Annotated in this window: 20 protein-coding genes; 16 read left to right on the forward strand and 4 right to left on the reverse strand. The window is 62.3% G+C overall.

Going from position 1 to position 18,477, the window contains the following annotated elements; all coding sequences use genetic code 11:
* Positions 1 to 155: 155 nt before the first annotated feature.
* The 15 genes from prfA (at position 156) to ACIP6G_RS13955 (ending at position 13,554) form a co-directional block, all read left to right on the forward strand.
* Positions 156 to 1,229 carry a peptide chain release factor 1 gene (gene prfA, locus ACIP6G_RS13885; protein ID WP_105658405.1) on the forward strand — a complete coding sequence of 358 codons (1,074 nt, stop codon included), beginning with the start codon at positions 156 to 158 and terminating at the stop codon, positions 1,227 to 1,229.
* Positions 1,230 to 1,236: 7 nt separating this feature from the next.
* Positions 1,237 to 2,094: a peptide chain release factor N(5)-glutamine methyltransferase gene (gene prmC, locus ACIP6G_RS13890; protein WP_400290763.1), complete on the forward strand. Its 858-nt coding sequence runs from the start codon at positions 1,237 to 1,239 to the stop codon at positions 2,092 to 2,094.
* A gap of 34 nt (positions 2,095 to 2,128) precedes the next feature.
* Positions 2,129 to 2,812 carry an L-threonylcarbamoyladenylate synthase gene (locus ACIP6G_RS13895; RefSeq protein ID WP_105658407.1) on the forward strand — a complete coding sequence of 228 codons (684 nt, stop codon included), beginning with the start codon at positions 2,129 to 2,131 and terminating at the stop codon, positions 2,810 to 2,812.
* Positions 2,809 to 3,930, forward strand: a complete 1,122-nt coding sequence (locus tag ACIP6G_RS13900; RefSeq protein ID WP_332488148.1) for an MraY family glycosyltransferase — start codon at positions 2,809 to 2,811, stop codon at positions 3,928 to 3,930. The genes ACIP6G_RS13895 and ACIP6G_RS13900 overlap by 4 nt, the downstream gene beginning before the upstream one ends.
* Before the next feature lie 247 nt (positions 3,931 to 4,177).
* Entirely contained in the window at positions 4,178 to 4,534 is a 357-nt protein-coding gene (locus tag ACIP6G_RS13905) for a hypothetical protein (RefSeq protein ID WP_400290764.1), read from the forward strand.
* 285 nt (positions 4,535 to 4,819) lie between these two features.
* Positions 4,820 to 5,611 carry a F0F1 ATP synthase subunit A gene (gene atpB, locus ACIP6G_RS13910; protein ID WP_105658410.1) on the forward strand — a complete coding sequence of 264 codons (792 nt, stop codon included), beginning with the start codon at positions 4,820 to 4,822 and terminating at the stop codon, positions 5,609 to 5,611.
* A gap of 107 nt (positions 5,612 to 5,718) precedes the next feature.
* Entirely contained in the window at positions 5,719 to 5,931 is a 213-nt protein-coding gene (locus ACIP6G_RS13915) for an ATP synthase subunit C (RefSeq protein WP_013348621.1), read from the forward strand.
* 80 nt (positions 5,932 to 6,011) lie between these two features.
* The gene (locus ACIP6G_RS13920) at positions 6,012 to 6,566 is read left to right on the forward strand and encodes a F0F1 ATP synthase subunit B (RefSeq protein WP_013348622.1); all 555 of its coding nucleotides are present in this window, start codon (positions 6,012 to 6,014) and stop codon (positions 6,564 to 6,566) included.
* Positions 6,566 to 7,378, forward strand: a complete 813-nt coding sequence (locus tag ACIP6G_RS13925) for a F0F1 ATP synthase subunit delta (protein WP_133834462.1) — start codon at positions 6,566 to 6,568, stop codon at positions 7,376 to 7,378. Before ACIP6G_RS13920 ends, ACIP6G_RS13925 begins: the two co-directional genes overlap by 1 nt.
* A gap of 125 nt (positions 7,379 to 7,503) precedes the next feature.
* Positions 7,504 to 9,141 carry a F0F1 ATP synthase subunit alpha gene (gene atpA, locus ACIP6G_RS13930; RefSeq protein WP_400290767.1) on the forward strand — a complete coding sequence of 546 codons (1,638 nt, stop codon included), beginning with the start codon at positions 7,504 to 7,506 and terminating at the stop codon, positions 9,139 to 9,141.
* Between the two features lie 75 nt (positions 9,142 to 9,216).
* The gene (locus ACIP6G_RS13935; RefSeq protein WP_133834460.1) at positions 9,217 to 10,110 is read left to right on the forward strand and encodes a F0F1 ATP synthase subunit gamma; all 894 of its coding nucleotides are present in this window, start codon (positions 9,217 to 9,219) and stop codon (positions 10,108 to 10,110) included.
* Between the two features lie 35 nt (positions 10,111 to 10,145).
* Entirely contained in the window at positions 10,146 to 11,591 is a 1,446-nt protein-coding gene (gene atpD / locus ACIP6G_RS13940) for a F0F1 ATP synthase subunit beta (protein WP_133834459.1), read from the forward strand.
* A 2-nt stretch (positions 11,592 to 11,593) separates the two neighbouring features.
* Positions 11,594 to 11,863 (forward strand): F0F1 ATP synthase subunit epsilon, encoded by a 270-nt coding sequence (locus ACIP6G_RS13945; RefSeq protein ID WP_038990466.1) that lies wholly within the window; start codon positions 11,594 to 11,596, stop codon positions 11,861 to 11,863.
* Between the two features lie 8 nt (positions 11,864 to 11,871).
* On the forward strand, positions 11,872 to 12,300 hold the full coding sequence (locus ACIP6G_RS13950; protein WP_105658413.1) for a DUF2550 domain-containing protein: 429 nt from the start codon (positions 11,872 to 11,874) through the stop codon (positions 12,298 to 12,300).
* Between the two features lie 267 nt (positions 12,301 to 12,567).
* Positions 12,568 to 13,554 (forward strand): NAD-dependent epimerase/dehydratase family protein, encoded by a 987-nt coding sequence (locus ACIP6G_RS13955; RefSeq protein WP_400290771.1) that lies wholly within the window; start codon positions 12,568 to 12,570, stop codon positions 13,552 to 13,554.
* A gap of 23 nt (positions 13,555 to 13,577) precedes the next feature.
* Here the strand turns inward: ACIP6G_RS13955 and nagA are convergent, their stop codons facing one another.
* The 3 genes from nagA to nucS all read right to left on the reverse strand — a co-directional run bounded on the left by nagA (position 13,578) and on the right by nucS (position 16,534).
* Positions 13,578 to 14,786 carry an N-acetylglucosamine-6-phosphate deacetylase gene (gene nagA / locus ACIP6G_RS13960; RefSeq protein WP_400290774.1) on the reverse strand — a complete coding sequence of 403 codons (1,209 nt, stop codon included), beginning with the start codon at positions 14,784 to 14,786 and terminating at the stop codon, positions 13,578 to 13,580.
* 129 nt (positions 14,787 to 14,915) lie between these two features.
* Positions 14,916 to 15,662 (reverse strand): DUF4126 domain-containing protein, encoded by a 747-nt coding sequence (locus tag ACIP6G_RS13965; protein WP_400290777.1) that lies wholly within the window; start codon positions 15,660 to 15,662, stop codon positions 14,916 to 14,918.
* Between the two features lie 176 nt (positions 15,663 to 15,838).
* Complete coding sequence (gene nucS, locus ACIP6G_RS13970; RefSeq protein WP_105662590.1) at positions 15,839 to 16,534, reverse strand: endonuclease NucS; 696 nt, start codon at positions 16,532 to 16,534, stop codon at positions 15,839 to 15,841.
* A 59-nt stretch (positions 16,535 to 16,593) separates the two neighbouring features.
* Here nucS and ACIP6G_RS13975 point away from each other — a divergent pair, with 59 nt between their 5' ends.
* On the forward strand, positions 16,594 to 16,965 hold the full coding sequence (locus ACIP6G_RS13975) for a hypothetical protein (protein WP_105658418.1): 372 nt from the start codon (positions 16,594 to 16,596) through the stop codon (positions 16,963 to 16,965).
* A gap of 22 nt (positions 16,966 to 16,987) precedes the next feature.
* On the opposite strand, the gene ACIP6G_RS13980 is transcribed toward ACIP6G_RS13975, so the two are convergent.
* Positions 16,988 to 18,355: an AI-2E family transporter gene (locus tag ACIP6G_RS13980; protein ID WP_400290779.1), complete on the reverse strand. Its 1,368-nt coding sequence runs from the start codon at positions 18,353 to 18,355 to the stop codon at positions 16,988 to 16,990.
* Positions 18,356 to 18,477 lie beyond the last annotated feature (122 nt).

Genomic DNA, 18,477 nt, shown 5'->3' on the forward strand with positions numbered 1-18,477 from the left:
CCGCACCGGCAGCTGGCTGGACGCCATCGGCGCGTAGTGACACCTCGCACGCCGGCCCCGGCCGGCGCAGCGTTTAGAATTGAATTCCAGCAGTGCCCCAGCCGCAATAGCCGGCGGCACTGCGCGGAAAACGCCAACAAGGAAGCACACCCACCATGTTCGAGTCCGTCAAGTCGCTACTAGAAGAGCATGCCGCAATCCAGGCGCAGCTCTCGGATCCAGCGGTGTACGCCGACCAGGCGCTGGCCCGCAAGCTCGGCCGCCGCTCGGCACAGCTGAACGGCATCGTCGAGGCCTACAACAAGTGGCACGCCGCCACCGAGGACCTGGAAGCAGCCAAGGAAATGGCTGACGAGGATCCGGACTTCGCAGAAGAGGTGGAAACCCTCACCGCCGCCCTGCCAGAGCTCGAGGAGAAGCTGCGCCGCCTGCTGATCCCGCGCGACGAGAACGACGGCCGCGACGTGATCCTCGAAGTCAAGGGCGGCGAGGGCGGCGACGAAGCAGCGCTGTTCGCAGCCGACCTGCTGCGCATGTACACCCGTTTCGCCGAGCACAAGGGCTGGAAGGTGGAGATGATCTCCTTCAACGAGTCCGACCTCGGCGGCTACAAGGACGCCCAGGTTGCCATCAAGGGCAAATCGAATGACCCGGCCGAAGGCGTCTACGCCCAGCTGAAGTTCGAAGGCGGCGTGCACCGCGTGCAGCGCGTGCCGGTCACCGAATCCCAGGGCCGCATCCACACCTCGGCTGCCGGCGTGCTGGTCCTGCCCGAAGTGGACGAGCCCGAAGAAGTCGACATCCACCAGAACGACCTGAAGATCGACGTCTACCGTTCCTCGGGCCCCGGCGGCCAGTCGGTGAACACCACCGACTCCGCGGTGCGCATTACCCACCTGCCCACCGGCATCGTGGTGGCCATGCAGAACGAGAAGTCGCAGATCCAGAACCGCGAAGCCGCGATGCGCGTGCTGCGTTCGCGCCTGCTGGCCCACCAGCAGGAGATCATCGACAAGGAGAATTCGGCCCAGCGTGCAAGCCAGATCCGCACCATGGACCGCTCCGAGCGCATCCGCACCTACAACTACCCGGAAAACCGCATTGCCGACCACCGCACCGGCTACAAGGCCTACAACCTTGACGCCGTGATGGACGGGGACCTGCAGCCGGTGGTTGAATCCTGCATCCAGATGGACGAGGAAGAGCGCTTGGCAGCGCTGGGCGAGTAACGACGCCTTGGAAGAACTCACTGCCGTACGCCGCCAGGCGATTGCGGCGCTGGCCGACGCCGGGGTGCCAAGCCCCGGCGTCGACGTCGACCTGCTGCTGTGCCACGTGCTGGGCATTGACCGCTCGGAACTGAAGCTGCGCGAACTGCGTGGCGAGGGCCTCGACCCTGGAAGCCGGGAGCAGTTCACCGCCCTGGTGGCCGCCCGGCGCACCCGCATCCCGCTGCAGCACCTGACTGGCGTGGCGTACTTCCGCTACCTGGAGCTGAAGGTGGGACCGGGAGTATTCACCCCGCGGCCGGAAACCGAAACCGTGGTGCAGCTCGGCCTTGATTTCCTGGCCGGCCAAGGCATCGGCACCCCGCGGTGCATTGATTTGTGCTCGGGCTCCGGCGCCATTGCAGCGTCCGTGGCCAGCGAAGTGCCAGCAGCCAGCGTCTGGGCCGTGGAGCTCTCGGACGATGCCATTGGCTACACCCGGGCCAACTGCGAGCCGCACCGGGTCACCGTGCTGCACCAGGATGCCACGCAAGTTCCCGGGGAGCTGGAAGGCACCATGGACCTGGTGATCTCCAATCCGCCGTATATTCCGCCCAACGCGGTTCCGCGCGAAGTGGAAGTGCGCGAGCACGACCCGGAAATGGCGTTATACGGGCTCGGGGAAGACGGACTGGACATTCCGCGAGCCATTACCGCCCAAGCCATGAAGCTCTTGCGTCCCGGCGGCTACTACGTGATGGAACACGCCGAAGTGCAGCGCGAAACCGCGGCAGCCATGCTGCACGCGGCCGGTTTCACGCAGGTAGCTGGCCATGAAGATTTGACCGGGCGCGCCCGCGCCACATCCGGCTACGCGCCGCAATAACCAAACCACACCCAGTGCATGAAAGAATGATCCCGTGAGCACAACATTTTCGGTAAGCAACGAGCAGGAACACGCTGAAGGCATCGCCGCAGCCAAGGCCGCGCTGGCGGACAAGCGCTGCATCGTCTTGCCTACAGATACCGTCTACGGGATCGGCGCCGATGCATTCAGCGCCCAGGGCGTGGCGATGCTGCTGGCCGCCAAAGGCCGCAACCGCACCATGCCCCCGCCGGTGCTGATCGCCCAGAGTTCCACCATGGACGGATTGGCCAGGGACATCCCCGAGGCCGCGCGCAAGCTGGCCGAAGCGTTCTGGCCAGGCGGACTGACCCTGATCCTGCAGGCCCAGCCTTCGCTGACCTGGGATCTGGGGGAGACCCGCGGCACCGTGGCGCTGCGCGTGCCCAACGACGACACCGCCTTGGAACTCCTGGGCCAGACCGGCCCGCTGGCCGTGTCCTCGGCCAACCGCACCGGCAACGCGGCGGCGCTGGATGTCGAGCAGGCTTTCGCTCAGCTCGGGGAGTCGGTGGATGTCTACCTCGACGGCGGCCCGCGCGGCGAGGCCGGGGAAGAGGTCCTGCCATCGACCATCATCGATTGCACCGGCCAGAACCTGCAGGTGGTTCGCTCGGGCGCGATTTCCATTGAGGAATTGCGCGTGGTCGTCCCTGGCATTCTCGATTTGGGACAGGACGCACCGGAAACCGGCGCATGAGAACATACGTACTGCTCATAGCATTCAGCTTTACGGTTTCGTTCCTGCTCACCCCGATCATCCGCACCCTTGGCCACCGTTTCACCGGCAACCAGCTGGTGCGCGAACGCGACCAGCACGAAAAACCGATCGTGAAGTTCGGCGGCCTGGCGATTATCGCCGCTTTCGCCGCAGGGCTATGGCTGGCCAGCAACTTCCACTTCTTCCGCGGGGTCTTCGGCAATGACGACGCCATCCGCGGAATCGCCTACGCCCTGGGCGTCATCGTGCTCATGGGCCTGGCCGATGACATGTTCGACCTCAAATGGTGGCTGAAGCTCGCCGGCCAGATCCTGATCGGCTGGCTGGTCGCCACCAACGGAATCGTCATCCAGTCCCTGCCAGTGGGTTCGTGGCAGATCGATGAGCAATGGATGCAGATTTCGGTGACGATTTTCCTGATCGTGCTGACCATGAACGCGATCAACTTCTCCGATGGATTGGATGGCCTGGCCGCGGGCCTGGCCGCCATTGGCGCGGCGACCTTCTTCGTGTACTCCTATGTACTGGCCACGCACGTGAGCGCCGATGACTACGCGAACATCGGGGCCTTGCTCTGCGCCTTGCTGCTCGGTGCCTGCCTGGGCTTCTTGCCGCACAACTTCAACCCGGCGAATATCTTCATGGGGGAGACCGGCGTTCTCGCCATCGGCATGATCCTCTCGGTGGCCGCGGTGGCGGTGACCGGTGATGTGCAGGGCCTGGAGGCCCGGCGCTTCCGCAACATCCCGGCCTACATGCCGATGCTGCTGCCGATGGTGATCGTCTTCCTACCAGTACTGGACCTTGTACTCTCGGTCTTCCGCCGGCTGGCCAACAAACGCTCACCCTTTTCCCCGGATGCCAAGCACATCCACCACCGGATGCTGGCCCAGGGCCACTCGGTGCGCCAATCGGTAGTTCTGCTCTACCTGTGGGCCGCCGTGATTGCAGTCTCAGTGGTTTCCATCGCCTTCATCCCGGTCATTCTGGTGGTCCCGATGGCCTTGCTGTTGTTCCTAGTGGCAGCGGTTGCAACGTGGCGCCCCCTGGTGATCAAGCGGGTCGAGGCCTTACGCAAGCGCATGGGCAAAGCCTAGCCCGATCAAATAGCGGGGTAACGCACAAGCAATCTGTTTCTATCTCGTGTAGAATTCAATCTGGATCTTCTTTCATCTGTTCTTTAGGGAATAGGTGGAAGTTTCAAGTTTCATCAGCATCGATGGGTGCACGATGGTTCCTCGGTGTTGACGAAGAAAGGTTGCGGACGTGAATTCTGGTTCTGCCCGCGTCAGTGCTTCGTCAGCCCCGAAATCCATCTGGTTGCCGATTCTTGGCTTGTCACTGGTGTATTCGCTGATCGCTACCGCCATATTTTTCCTGATTTCATGGTTGGTTGCCGATCTTCGCTACGCGCTTTCTGGCGCGCTGGCTGCCGGGATTGTGATTGGCTTTTTCGCGATTGGCATTCTCATTGCCGAAGCTGCAGGGCGAATTCGCCACTCGTGGGCCATGCCCGCGTTCTTGGGTGTCTTTGTCATCAAGGTTTTTGGCATCGCCTTCGTGTTGTTGAACCTGGGGTTGCCCGATTGGGTTAATCGCCAGGGATTCGTTCTTGCAGCAGCTATCTCCCTTGTTGCCTGGCAGGTTGGCGAGGTGCGTGCTTTCATGAGGGCGCGCCTGGCTATCTACAACGAGGAATAGAGTATTCCGCGCGACTTTGTGTCGGTGGGGTGCTGTGAGTTTGATAAGCTTACTTCGGGTCATTTTTGGCCGTCCGCTCAACTGCGGGCGGAATACGCAATATGCATCCGCGGGGTAACCCGCAGATGGACCTTCATCAGGGTTGATGCTTCTGGCATGGGCCATGATGGGATCCCCGTTTGATCTTTTCTTCACACGGTGAGAGGCAGTTACCGCCAGTCACCGCCTTTTGCCCGTGACCGTTACTGCAGAGAGGACAGCGCGTTGTTCGCGTTTGCGCTCCCAATGGCCTCAGAAGAAGGCGGCTTCGTACCGCCATCCGTTTCCGATACCCACCTCCCGGATCTTTTCCCGTGGATGGCTGAGTACGGCACGGGTTTCGGCAAGCAGATGCTCATGATCGTTTTGTCGATCGTGCTTATCTCTTGGTTCTTCACCGTGGCCATCAAGAACCCGAAGCTGGTTCCAGGCAAGATGCAGTACATCGCTGAGTCCGGTTACGCGTTTGTACGTAACGGAATTGGCCGCGACATCATCGGCGAGAAGAACTTCCGTCCTTGGATTCCTCTGCTGTTCGCGACCTTCTTCTTCGTACTGCTGAACAACCTCTTCGGCGCGATTCCGTTCCTGCAGCTTCCATCGTTCTCACACGCTGGTTCTGCATACGCGATGGCTATCATCATCTACGGCACCTGGATTGCTGTAGGCCTGAAGAACCACGGTATCCGCTACTTCAAGTTGGCCGTCGTCCCGTCCGGTGTTCCGGGCTGGATCATGCCACTGATGATTCCGTTGGAAATCATTTCTAACTTCATCGTTCGCCCGCTGACGCACTCGCTGCGTTTGATGGCAACGATGCTGGCCGGTCACATGATCGTGATGCTGGCAGCTGCCGGCGCTCGTCACCTGATCGTTGTCCAGGACTCCCTGGCCATGAACGGCCTTGGCATCCTGGTCATCGTTGGCTCGGTCGCCATGTACTTCCTGGAACTGCTGATCATGGTCCTGCAGGCGTTTGTTTTCGCCCTGCTGACCGCGATCTACCTCCAGGGTGCAATCGAAGCCGACGCCCACTAGGCCAACACTTCTTTTCTTCCAACCCATAAAGATCTTCCTTGAGTCGCTCAAGGAATACCTCACAACCTACCGGCAAAAGCTCGGTATCTTGAAAGGAACATAATCACATGTTGCACGGCTCCCTGAATATGATCGGCTACGGCCTGGCTGCTATCGGTTCGGCTATCGGCGTTGGCTTGATCTTCGCTGCCTACATCAACGGTGTTGCACGTCAGCCTGAGGCTCAGCGCATCCTGCAGCCAATCGCCATGCTTGGCTTCGCACTTGCTGAAGCACTGGCCATCCTGGGCCTGGTCTTCGCTTTCGTCATCGGCGCCTAGTCTTTTCGCAACTGTAGTGGCCTCGCCACTATCGCGAGGCGTACACACAAGCGGAAACTAGTAGATAAGGAATAGTGAGAATGAACAGCACTGATTTCATCCTCGCTGCGAGCGAATCGGTCAACCCGCTGTTGCCGAACCCGTGGGAAATTCTCGTCACGGGTGTTGGTTTCGCGGTCCTTCTGTTCATCGTCATCAAGGTAATTGCTCCAAAGTTCGAGCAGTCCTATGAAGATCGCGTCACCGCGATCGAAGGTGGCCTTGAGAAGGCTGAAGCAGCGCAGAAGGAAGCAGAGGAGACCTTGGCACAGTACAAGGCCCAGCTTCTGGAAGCACGCACCGAAGCAAACCGCATCCGTGAGGAAGCTCGTAGCGAAGGTGCTCAGATCCTTGCGGATCTGAAGACCAAGGCAACCGATGAGGCAGCTCGTATCACCGAGCAGTCGCACCGCCAGATCGAAGCTGAGCGCGTATCCGCTCTGGCTTCGCTCCGCACCGACGTGGGCGCATTGGCTACCGAGCTTGCAAGCAAGGTTGTTGACGAAGCTCTGCAGGACGATGCCCGTGCCCAGCGCGTGGTTGACAAGTTCCTGACCGATTTGGAAGCTCAGCAGAACGCAGGTGCATCGAACTAATGGCAAGTGTATCGAGCGAGTCACTGGCAAAGGCTTTGGCGTTCCTGGAACCCAAGCTGGCACTGGCATCTATTGAGCTGCCTAAGGAACTGTTCGCGGTCCTGGAAGTACTGGATGCAAATGCCGGTCTCCGCCGCGCAATGACTGACCCAGCCCGTGGAAATGCCGACAAGGCAGGCCTTTTGGCTCAGCTGCTGCACGGTAAGGTCTCGGCTGACGCCGAGGACGTCGTCGCACAGCTGGCTTCTACCCGCTGGAGCTCGGAACGCGACATTAGCGATGCGCTCGAATCGCTGGCTGTCACTGCGGTCACCGCAGTGGCAGAGCAGCAGGACGGCGCTTCGGGGCTGAACAAGCTGGAGCAGGATCTGTTCTCCTTCATCGAGGCAGTGCGTGGCAATCACGAACTGCAGCGTGCGTTGGATGATGCACAGGCCCCAGTCGAGGCTAAGCGCACTCTCGCGCTGAAGCTCGTGCCTAACGCGTCGCAGACCTCGCAGGTTTTGATCTCCCAGGCAGTTTCGAACCCCCGCGGTTTGAAGCCAGCAGCCTTGGTTGGACGTTTCGTAGAGCTCGTGGCCAAGCGCCAGCAGCGCTGGATTGCCTCGGTAACCAGCTCTGTAGAACTTTCCGAAGCCCAGCTTTCGCGCCTGGAGACCAGCCTGAACAAGCTATACGGTCGTCAGCTCAAGCTCAACGCCACTACCGACCCATCGCTGGTCGGTGGACTGGTAGTCAAGGTTGGCGACGAAGTTGTCGACGCTTCCGTGGCATCACGCGTGGCCGAGTTGCGCCGCGCCTTGGCCAGCTAGGACTCATTGGGCTAGGGAGTGATCCTTCGCCTGGTGTTCCTGGCTGCCAGGACCACAACAGACTTCATTCACATTCGATTCGGTCCAATGGACCGGATCACAATTTAGGAGAGCAGGGACTGCAGATGGCCGATTTGACCATCAATGCCAACGACGTCCGCGATGCCCTAAACGAGTTCGCATCTTCCTACGAACCGGGTAAGGCAGAGCGCACCGAGGTGGGACGCGTCGTCGCCGCGAGCGACGGCATCGCCAGAGTGGAAGGCCTTCCTTCCGTCATGGCCAACGAGTTGCTGAAGTTCGAAGATGGCACCCTGGGCCTGGCCCAGAACCTCGATACCCGCGAAATCGGTGTCGTTGTGCTTGGTGACTTCACCGGCATCGAAGCTGGCCAGAAGGTAGAGCGCACCGGCGAGATCCTTTCGGTTCCAGTTGGCGACGGCTACCTCGGCCGCGTGGTTGACCCATTGGGCGAGCCACTGGACAACCTGGGCCCAATCGCTTCCGAGGGCCGCCGCGCCCTGGAGCTTCAGGCACCAGGCGTCACCCAGCGCAAGAGCGTGCACGAGCCAATGCAGACCGGTCTGAAGGCTATCGACGCCATGATCCCGATCGGCCGTGGCCAGCGTCAGCTGATCATTGGTGACCGCCAGACCGGTAAGACCGCTATCGCGGTTGACACCATTCTGAACCAGCGCGCCAACTGGGAATCCGGCGACCAGACCAAGCAGGTTCGCTGCGTCTACGTGGCAATTGGCCAGAAGGCATCGACCATCGCTGCCGTACGCCAGACCCTCGAAGAGCAGGGTGCACTGGAATACACCACCATCGTGGCTTCCCCCGCATCTGACCCAGCAGGCTTCAAGTACTTGGCACCATACGCAGGCTCGGCCATCGGCCAGCACTGGATGTACGGTGGCAAGCACGTTCTGATCGTCTTTGATGATCTGTCGAAGCAGGCTGAAGCCTACCGTGCCGTGTCCCTGCTGCTGCGCCGTCCGCCAGGACGCGAAGCTTACCCAGGTGACGTCTTCTACCTGCACTCCCGCCTGCTTGAGCGTTGCGCCAAGCTGTCGGACGAGTTGGGTGCAGGTTCGATGACTGGTCTGCCAATCATCGAAACCAAGGCCAACGACGTGGGCGCGTTCATCCCGACCAACGTCATCTCGATCACCGACGGCCAGATCTTCTTGCAGTCGGACCTGTTCAACGCCAACCAGCGTCCAGCAGTCGACGTGGGTATCTCCGTATCCCGCGTTGGCGGCTCGGCTCAGGTCAAGGCCATGAAGAAGGTTTCCGGTACTTTGAAGCTTGAATTGGCCCAGTACCGCGACATGCAGGCATTCGCGATGTTCGCTTCGGACCTGGATGCTGCTTCCAAGCAGCAGCTGACCCGTGGTGCACGCCTGATGGAACTGCTCAAGCAGGGCCAGTACACCCCATACCCAGTCGAAGACCAGGTCGTTTCGATCTGGGCCGGCACCAACGGTTACCTGGACGATGTCCCGGTTGAGGATGTACGCCGCTTCGAGGGCGAGTTCATCGACTACCTGCGCCACCGCACCGACGTGCTGACCGTGATCGGCCAGACCGGCAAGCTGGAGAACGAGACTCTGGAAGCCATGAAGACCGCTGTTGCGGACTTCAAGGCCGGCTTCTTCGGCGAAGGTGACGACAAGCTTGTCGCCGCCGGACACGAAGAGCACGACGCTCTCGATTCCGAGTCCGTTGACCAGGAACAGATCGTCAAGCAGAAGCGCTGACAATTTCCTTACGAGGGGGAGCGGCGCCGGTAACGGCGCCGCCCTCCCGAAGTAGGGGATAAGGAAAGGACACACATGGGAGCCCAGATTCGGGTCTACCGCCAGAAGATCGGATCGACCAAGTCGATGCGCAAGATCTTCAAGGCGATGGAACTGATCGCTGCATCCCGCATTGGTAAGGCACGTACGCGTGTCTCGGCCTCGTTGCCGTATGCCAATGCGATTACCCGTGCAGTAACCGCCGTCGCGTCCCAGGCCGATGTCGAGCATCCACTGACCACCGAGCCGGCGCAGGTACGCCGCGCCGCGGTCTTGGTGATGACTTCGGACCGAGGACTTGCCGGGTCCTACTCCGCCAGCGTTCTGAAGCAGGCAGAGCACCTCGTGGAACTCCTGCGTGAAGAAGGCAAGGAAGTCAAGACCTACTTGGTCGGCCGCAAGGCCCAGGCTTACTTTGATTTCCGTTCACGCGAGTACGCACGAGTGTGGACCGGGGAAACTGATTCCCCGCGTTTCGAAACCGCACGCGAGCTGCGCGATGTCCTCCTGGAGGACTTCGACACCGATTTCGAGCAGGGTGGCGTGGACGAGATCCATGTCGTCTACACCCAGTTCAAGTCGATGGTCACGCAGGAACCGACGGTCATCCGTCTGTTGCCGTTGGAGGTTGTCGAGGATGAATCCGAGACTCCAACCGACGAGCTGTTGCCACTGTACGAGTTTGAGCCATCGCCGGAAGAAGTGCTTGACGCACTGCTTCCGCGCTACATCGATTCTCGACTGTTCAACTGCCAGTTGCAGTCCGCTGCTTCCGAGCTCGCTGCCCGCCAGCGCGCCATGAAGGCCGCAGGCGACAACGCTGGTGAACTGATCAAGAAGTACACCCGATTGCTCAACAATGCCCGTCAGGCTGAAATCACCCAGGAGCTTTCGGAAATTATCGCCGGCGCCGACGCGCTGAACAGCTAATTACCGATACTCCGACCAGACAAGAAGTGAGAAAGATGACTGCCCAACTCAACGAGCAGGTTACCGCAGGGGCCATCGGTCGCATCGCGCGCGTGACTGGCCCGGTCGTGGACGTCGAGTTCCCAGCCGACGCACTGCCTGCTATCTACAACGCACTGACCGCCGAGCTGACCCTCAACGGCGAAACCAAGAAGATCACCTTCGAGACCAGCCAGCACCTCGGTGAGGGCCTGGTCCGCGCAGTATCGCTGCAGGCCACCGACGGCCTGGTCCGCGGTGCTTCGGTGACCGATACCGGCGCTGCCATCTCCGTCCCAGTAGGCGACGGCGTCAAGGGCCACATCTTCAACGTTCTGGGCGACGCCCTGGACGTTGACAACTCGGAGATCCAGGTCACCGAGCGTTGGCCAATCCACCGCCAGCCTCCGAAGTTCTCGGAGCTCGAGGGCTCGACCGAAATGCTGGAAACCGGCATCAAGTCGATCGACCTCCTGACCCCGTACATCAAGGGCGGCAAGATCGGCCTGTTCGGCGGCGCCGGCGTTGGCAAGACCGTGCTGATCCAGGAAATGATCACCCGTGTTGCACGTAACTTCGGTGGTACCTCGGTATTCGCCGGTGTTGGCGAGCGCACCCGTGAAGGCAACGACCTCTGGGTCGAAATGGACGAGGCAAACGTCCTGAAGGACACCGCACTGGTGTTCGGCCAGATGGATGAGCCACCTGGAACCCGTCTGCGCGTGGCACTGTCGGCTCTGACCATGGCGGAATACTTCCGCGATGTCCAGAACCAGGACGTGCTGCTGTTCATCGACAACATCTTCCGCTTCACCCAGGCCGGTTCCGAGGTGTCGACCCTGCTGGGCCGCATGCCTTCCGCCGTGGGCTACCAGCCGAACTTGGCCGATGAAATGGGTCTGCTGCAGGAACGCATCACCTCGACGAAGGGCCGCTCGATCACCTCGATGCAGGCTGTCTACGTCCCGGCCGATGACTACACCGACCCGGCTCCAGCAGCAACCTTCGCCCACTTGGATGCAACCACCGAGCTGTCGCGTGAAATCGCGTCGCGCGGCCTGTACCCGGCGATCGACCCACTGACCTCGACCTCGCGAATCCTGGATCCGCAGTACATTGGCCAGGATCACTACGATGTAGCCATCCGCGTGAAGGCCATTCTGCAGAAGAACAAGGAACTGCAGGACATCATCGCGATCCTCGGTATCGACGAGCTGGGCGAAGAGGACAAGATCGTCGTTGCCCGTGCACGCCGTATCCAGCAGTTCCTCTCGCAGAACACCTACACCGCAAAGCAGTTCACCGGTGTCGAGGGCTCGACCGTATCGATCAAGGACACCATCGAAGGCTTCAAGGCCATTTGCGATGGCGAATTGGACCACATTGCAGAGCAGGCGTTCTTCAACATCGGCGGTCTTGACGACGTCGAGCGCCAGTGGGCCGAAATCCAGAAGGCCAGCTAATTATGGCTGAGCTTCAGGTCGAAATCGTCGCGGCTGACCACTTCGTGTGGTCGGGCGCTGCGAAGCTGGTCAAGGCTCGTTCGGTGGACGGCGAGATCGGTGTTCTGCCCGGTCACGTTCCGATGCTGTCCGTGCTTGCCGCTGGGGACCTGGAAATCGAACCGGTTTCCGAGTCCCGCTTCTCGGTCCAGATCGACGGAGGCTTCTTCTCTGTTGATTCGGATCGCGTAGTGATCGTTGCTGACAACGCTGTGCTTGGTACCGCAGCGTAGGCGATGAATTGTTTGAGATAACCGCACCAGTTCTGATCGCGTTGCTGATCCTGATCGGCATCGCCATGTTCTTCGGGGCCATGGCCGTGCGCCGCATCCAATTGCGGCGCACGCTGGGCACCTTCGATGCATCCATCCTGGCGCCTTCGGGCAAATGGATGATGGTCATCGGCCGCTACGGCGGAGCGCATGTGGACCTGTTGCGGTTTTTCTCTGTCTCCCCGGTCCCGAGTTTCGTGATCGAGCGCCGTGGCCTGGATATCACCGGGACACGCCAGCCCACCGATGAGGAAACCTCGCGGATCCCGCCAGGATTCATCATCGTGATGCTGGTGCGCAGCGGTGATGAGCTGCTGCTGGCCATGGACTACCGCGACTACACCGGCTTCTCGGCCTGGCTCGAAGCCGGGCCGATCGCCGGGAGCTGGCAGATCTAGAACTTGATAAAGCAAAACCGCCGTTGCAGATGCAGCGGCGGTTTTTGCGTTCCCTGGCCGGGCAATGCTGGCAGGCAGCGTTGGCAGGCTGGGGAAGCCGCTGCGTAGCGCCTGCGTGCTCGGCGCACTGCTCAGCTGCGCGTGGCGGCTCGGGGGAGTACCTCCGGATCCCGGGCACCGCAGCCGCCGATTCGGAAACGGTGGGCAGGAACTGCGCTGAGTGCGAAAAGCCTGGGCCCGCGGCGCAGGACGTAGTTGACTGTTCGCATGGAACGAACCTTGATCCTTGGCGGGACCGCGTGGCTCGGCGGCGAGCTGGCGCGGCAGCTGATCCGCAGTGGCCACGAAGTCACTAGCCTGGCGCGCGGAAATTCCGGCGAGGTTGCCCAAGGCGCGCAGCTGGTGCGTGCCGACCGGAGCCAGCCCGGGGCCTATGACGCCGTGCAGGGCATCGGATTCGACTCGGTCATCGAGCTGTCCTATGAGCCGCAATGGGTGCACGAAGCGCTGGCGGCCCTGGCCTCGACTGCGCGGCACTGGACCCTGGTTTCTTCCATCTCGGTGTATGCCAGCTCGCAGCTGCCCGGTGCCGGCGAAGACGCGCAACTGCATGATCCGTCCGATCCCGGCGACTACGGGCATGCAAAGGTCCTTGCCGAACGGGCCAGCACAGCGATGGTTGCCGACCGGTTGCTCATTGCCCGTCCGGGGCTGATGACCGGACCTGGCGATCCCAGCGACCGCTTTTCCTACTGGGTTTCGCGCTTGGCCTTGGCCGGTGCCGGCCAGGTCCTCATCCCGCCAACCGCGGGCCGCCATGTGCAGGTCATCGACGTGCGCGATGCCGCCGCGTGGATTATCGACGCCGCCGCGCGTTCGCTCACGGGAACCTTCAACGTGGCCGGAACATCACATGGCTTCGCCCAGTTCCTCAGTACGGCCGCACGGATTGCGGGATTCAGCGGGGAACTGGTCACCGCCCAGGACGCATGGCTGCGCGAACGCCAGGTCAATTACTGGGCCGGGGCGCGTTCGCTGCCGCTGTGGCTTGCGTTTGAGGACCACGGCTTCGCCCAGCGCAGCAACCAGCGGTACGCCTTGGCCGGTGGCCCGGAGCGGGACCTGGAGGACTTGCTTGGCGACGTGCTGGCCGATGAACGGGCTCGCGGACTGGACCGGTCCCGGCATGCTGGCCTGAGCCGGGCCGAGGAGCTTGAGCTGCTCGGCCAGCTCGGGCGGATCCGGCAGGGCTAGCGCAGTCCGGGATTTTCGGTGGGCTAGAGGTATTCCCCGTTGCGGATCGTCTGGACCAGCTGCAGATTGGCATCCAGGATCAGTGCATCGGCGGCGAAGCCGTAGTGCAGGGAACCGACTTCGTCGGCCAGGCCGATCAGCGAGGCGGGGATGGACGTAGCCGAGTTGACCGCCTGGACCAGTGAGACCCCGGCCTGCACGGCGCGCTGCACGATTTCCAGCAGCGTGCAGGTGCCGCCGGCCAGGGAATTGTCGCTGGCCAGCCGTGCCTGGCCCAGGGCCACATTCACATCCTGCGGGCCGAGGGTGTACTGCCCATCGGCCAAGCCGGTGGCCGCCATGGAATCGCTGACCAGCAAGATGTTCTCCGCACCGACCAAGCGGAAGACCAGGCGCACGGTATCGGGGGACAGGTGCACCCCGTCGGCGATCAGCTCCACGAACGCATTGCGGTTCACCGCCTCTTCCAGGCAGGCGGCCACCGGACCGGGTTCGCGGTGGTGCAGCGAAGGCATGCCGTTGAACAGGTGGGTGACCGTAGGGCGTTCGGTGAAGCCGTCCACCCCGGCGCTGCGCAGCTGTTCGCGGGCAAAGCGCAGGGAATCCGCGGTGATCTGGGCGCTGGCATCGGTGTGCCCCAGCGACGGAACCACGCCGTGGGAGACCAGCTGCTCAACGAGTTCCTCGCTGCCGGCCAATTCCGGAGCGTAGGTCATGGTGCGCAGCTGGCCGCGGCTGGCAGCCACCAGCTCGCTGACGAATTCCGGATCCGGATCCTGCAGGAAGCGCGGGTCCTGGGCGCCGCAGCGGGCTACGGAGAGGAACGGGCCTTCGGCATGGATGCCGGCAATCTGGCCGGCCTCCGCCAGCTCGGCGAGCAGCTCGGCGGCCTCGATCATGGACGAGGGCTCTGCGGTGACCAGCGACGCGAGCAGGGTAGTGGTGCCCGAGCGGTGCAGGTACTCCACCGCTTCAGTGACGCTCGAATGATCCGGTGCCGAGAAGTCCGCGCCGAGGGCGCCATGGCAATGCAGGTCGATCAGGCCCGGGATGATGATGGATCCGGGGGCTACCTCGCGTACCGGGTAATCGGCAGCATCGGCCAGCGCGTCGAAGTCATCGCGGTTGCCGGCAAAGCGGATGCGGTCGCCTTCCACGGCGAGCACGCCATCGGTGACCTTGAGGCCATCGGAAATCAGGGTGGCATGAAGGGCGTAGCGCGTCGTAGTCATGTTCCCAGCTTAGAAGAGAGAACGCGTCCAGTCACCGACTCGACGGATTATTTTCTCAGCGGACTTGGCATTTAGCGAATCGGGAACGCAACGGCCCCAGTGCGTCGGGCTCCTGGCCAAGGCGAGGCGCTAGCTGTCCTTGCCCGTAGGATCTTCGGAAGCCGGCGCGTTGCCGGTGGCCAGGGCCTGCAGGGCCTGCAGCGTGCTGGTCTTCGCGCCGGAGGCCAGCTGCGCTTCGCGCGCGGAGTGCGCGGCGGCCCGGTTCTGCCTGATGCTGCCGACCCGGTTCTTCATTGACCGGTAGACCCTGCGGAACATGCGGTAGAGGAAGAAGCCGATGGCAATGGCAACGAGTCCGAGCACGGCAGCCAGTACGGGAACCAGCACAGCTGCGAAGACGAGAACCAGCGCGCCAAGATCTTCTGCCAGGCTGCGCACCCATTGGGTGATGGGTTCGGGCACGGCATTGGTCGCCGCGGTCATCGACGATTTGCCCAGGCTCACCGACAGCGCGGAGCCCGCACCGAGCAGTCCGGTGAGGACGGCAACCTCGACTCCCGAATTGGCGCCAAGGCCGATGCCAACCAGAGCACCGAAAACAGGCCGCAGCCACACCGAGATGGTTTCCATGGACAGATTGAGGAAAGGGATCTTATCCAGGCCGGCCTCGCCGATGGCAAGTACGGCACAGATCGCCAGGACCCACGGATTGGTGATGCTTTCAGGAATCTGCCGTGCCGCAGAAGCGATCATGTCAGGTGCGGTATCGGGGATCACGAGTCCCGCGATGCCCAGGGCCAATACCGTGAAATACGGCCGCAGGCCCGCAGCGGAACCGCTGCCAATGGCCATGAGCGAAGCTGTCAGCGGATCCAATGGACCTCCCGAGCCTGGCGGCCCGGACCGTGCGGCACCGAGCGCTTTTGGTAGAGGAGATCAGACTAGCAGTCGGGATGCAGTTTTCTGCAGGGCCAAGCTAAGGCTGCCAGGCAGCAGCATCCGGCCAGCAGCGGATGCGCCAAGGCCAGGCAGCTCGGGGAGGACCCGCAACCCTAGAAGAGGCGTCCTGCCGAGTCGTCGACTCCGCGCATTGCGTCGTAATCCAAGGTGAGGCAGCGGATGCCGCGGTCCTCGGCCAAGGTGCGGGCCTGCGGCTTGATCTGCTGGGCGGCGAAAATGCCGGTAACCGGCTTGAGCAGGGGATCGCGGTTCAGAAGCTCCAGGTAGCGGGTCAGCTGCTCCACGCCGTCGATATCGCCACGGCGCTTGAGCTCCACGGCAACCGTGGCGCCCTTGGCATCACGGGCCAGGATATCCACCGGGCCGATGGCGGTCATGTATTCACGGCGGACCAACTGGTGGCCGGCGCCGAGCAACTCGATCTGCTCGGCCAGCAGGCGCTGCAGGTCGGCTTCGACGCCATCCTTGATCAGCCCCGGATCGGTGCCCAGGATGTGGGCCGAGTCGTGCTCGAAGCTATGGAAGTGGATGGTCAGCTTGTCATCGGTCTTCGCGCTGGACACGGTCCAGGTAGCGGTGGCACCCAATGCCGCGGCGTCCTCATCGGGATCTGCCTCGCGCAGGATCAACGGCGGATTCATCCAGTTCAGCGGCTTGTAGCTGCCGCCGTCCGAGTGGATGAGTACCGAGCCGTCGGCCTTGACCATGATCAAGCGGGTCGCCAACGGAAGGTGGGCTCGAAGACGGCCCTCGTAATCAACTGAACACTTCGCTACCACTAAACGCACCCCACACACTTTACTAGCTGGTTGCGACTTGTGCCGGGAGATACGGCATGATTAAAGACATGCCACGTTCCAACCGCCCGCGCCGCTCCAAGAATTCCCGACCCGCCCAAGGCCGGAACTCCGGCTCCGGCTACGGATCCGGGGATGAAGAGCAGGGCTACGGTTCGGGCCAGGAAGAGTGGATGCAGCGTGCCCGTTTCGGCGTGGTGCTGCGCCAGGATGCCCCCGACGGCCAATGGCATGTGCGCAAGATTGCGCCGATGAACGCCAATAAGCCCTACTCCTGCCCGGGGTGCCACCGTTCCATCGGAGTTGGAGTTGCCCATGTGGTCGCCTGGCGCGCGGACCACTGGTCGGGCGATGACGCCGCGGCCAACGCGCGCCGACACTGGCATCCGCACTGCTGGGAAACCCGTTCCTACCGCTACTAGGCCAGCTGCCTGGAGGCAGGTGCTAGCGGCGGTCCTGCCGCGCGATGAAGACTTCGCGCAGCAGGATCATGGCGCTGGCTGCCACCGGGATGGCCATGAGCGCACCGGTGACCCCGGCCAAGGTGCCGCCGGCAATCACCGAGATCACCGCGACCGCGCCGGGTACTGCCACCGCACGGCGCATGATGCGCGGCGAAACGAAATACGCCTCGACTTGCAGGTAGCCGAAGTAGCACACCGCGTAGATCAGGGCGGTTTGCCAGCCCAATGACAATGTCACCAAGGTGACCAGCACGCCGGCGATCACCCCGCCGACCAATGGGATGAAGGCCAGCATCGCCACCAGCAAGGTGAGCAGCGCGGTGAATGGCACACCCAGGATGCTCATCAGCACCAGCGCCACCAGGCAGTTCAGTATGGCCACGGTGGCTTGGCCCATCACGTAATTGCCCACGGAGCGGGTAATGCGCACGGTCAATTCGGCCACGCGGTCGCGTTTGGAGCGCGGGGCCAGGCGCAGCGAGAAGCCCATCATCCCTGGCAGCGAAGCCAGGAAGTAGATGGCCAGCACCAGCACGATCAGCACGCCGAACATGGACTGGGCGACGGTCTGCGATACGCCCAGGACGCCGCCGAACACATTGGTCACCGCGCCCGAATCGCCAAAGAAACGGTCGACCTCGGTAGTGATGCGCTGGGAAACCGCGTATTGCCGGTCGATTTCCCGGACCCAATCGCTATTGAGGAAATCATCCACGATTTCAGGCGCCCGCGTGATGAAGGCGGTGATCTGGTTGACCAGGGTAGGGATGATCAAGGCCATGAAGCCGCCGAAGATCGCCAGCAAGCTGACCATGGTCGCGGCCACAGCCAGCGGACGGGTCAATCCCTTGCGCATCATGAAGCGCACAATCGGATCAAGGCCCAGCGCGATGAACAGCGCAATGGCAATCCAGGTCATCAGCGAACCGACGTTGGTCAGCAGGTAGTAGCCGCCCAGGGCGATGCCCACGCCAATGGTGCCCAAGAAGCCCATGGAAATAGGATGCAGCGCCGGAATCGGTTCCGGCGAGCCATCCAGCGGGTGCTCCGGTTCCTCGCCCAGGGCCGCACTGCGCTGCGGGGTGTTGAGCATCTTGCCCACGCGTTCGGCGATCTTCTTGGTCCAGCCCTCGCGGGATGCATTAGCGCCCGTCGGCGCAGCGCCCGGATAACGGGCCTGCGCGCTGGCGGCCGCAGGTGATTCCGGTTGGGAATTGCCCTCATAAGGCTGGGAATGCGCTGTGGATTCCGGGCCGGAGGTTGCCGGCCCGGAAGAGCGATCCGACGCGTCGGAACGCTGCTCGGGTACGTGCTTATCGCGATGCGGGTGCGGCTGATCAGGCTCCATGGGTCAGAGCATATCGCGCATCGGCCACTGTTAAGTGGTTCAAGACACCGTGCTGTTGCGTTGTTGAGCCAGTTCACAGGCGCGGATCGGAACCATGATCGGCCGCAACTCGTTAGACTTGT

Origin of the sequence: Glutamicibacter sp. NPDC088483 (genome assembly GCF_044753145.1) — a bacterium.
GTDB lineage: Bacteria > Actinomycetota > Actinomycetes > Actinomycetales > Micrococcaceae > Glutamicibacter.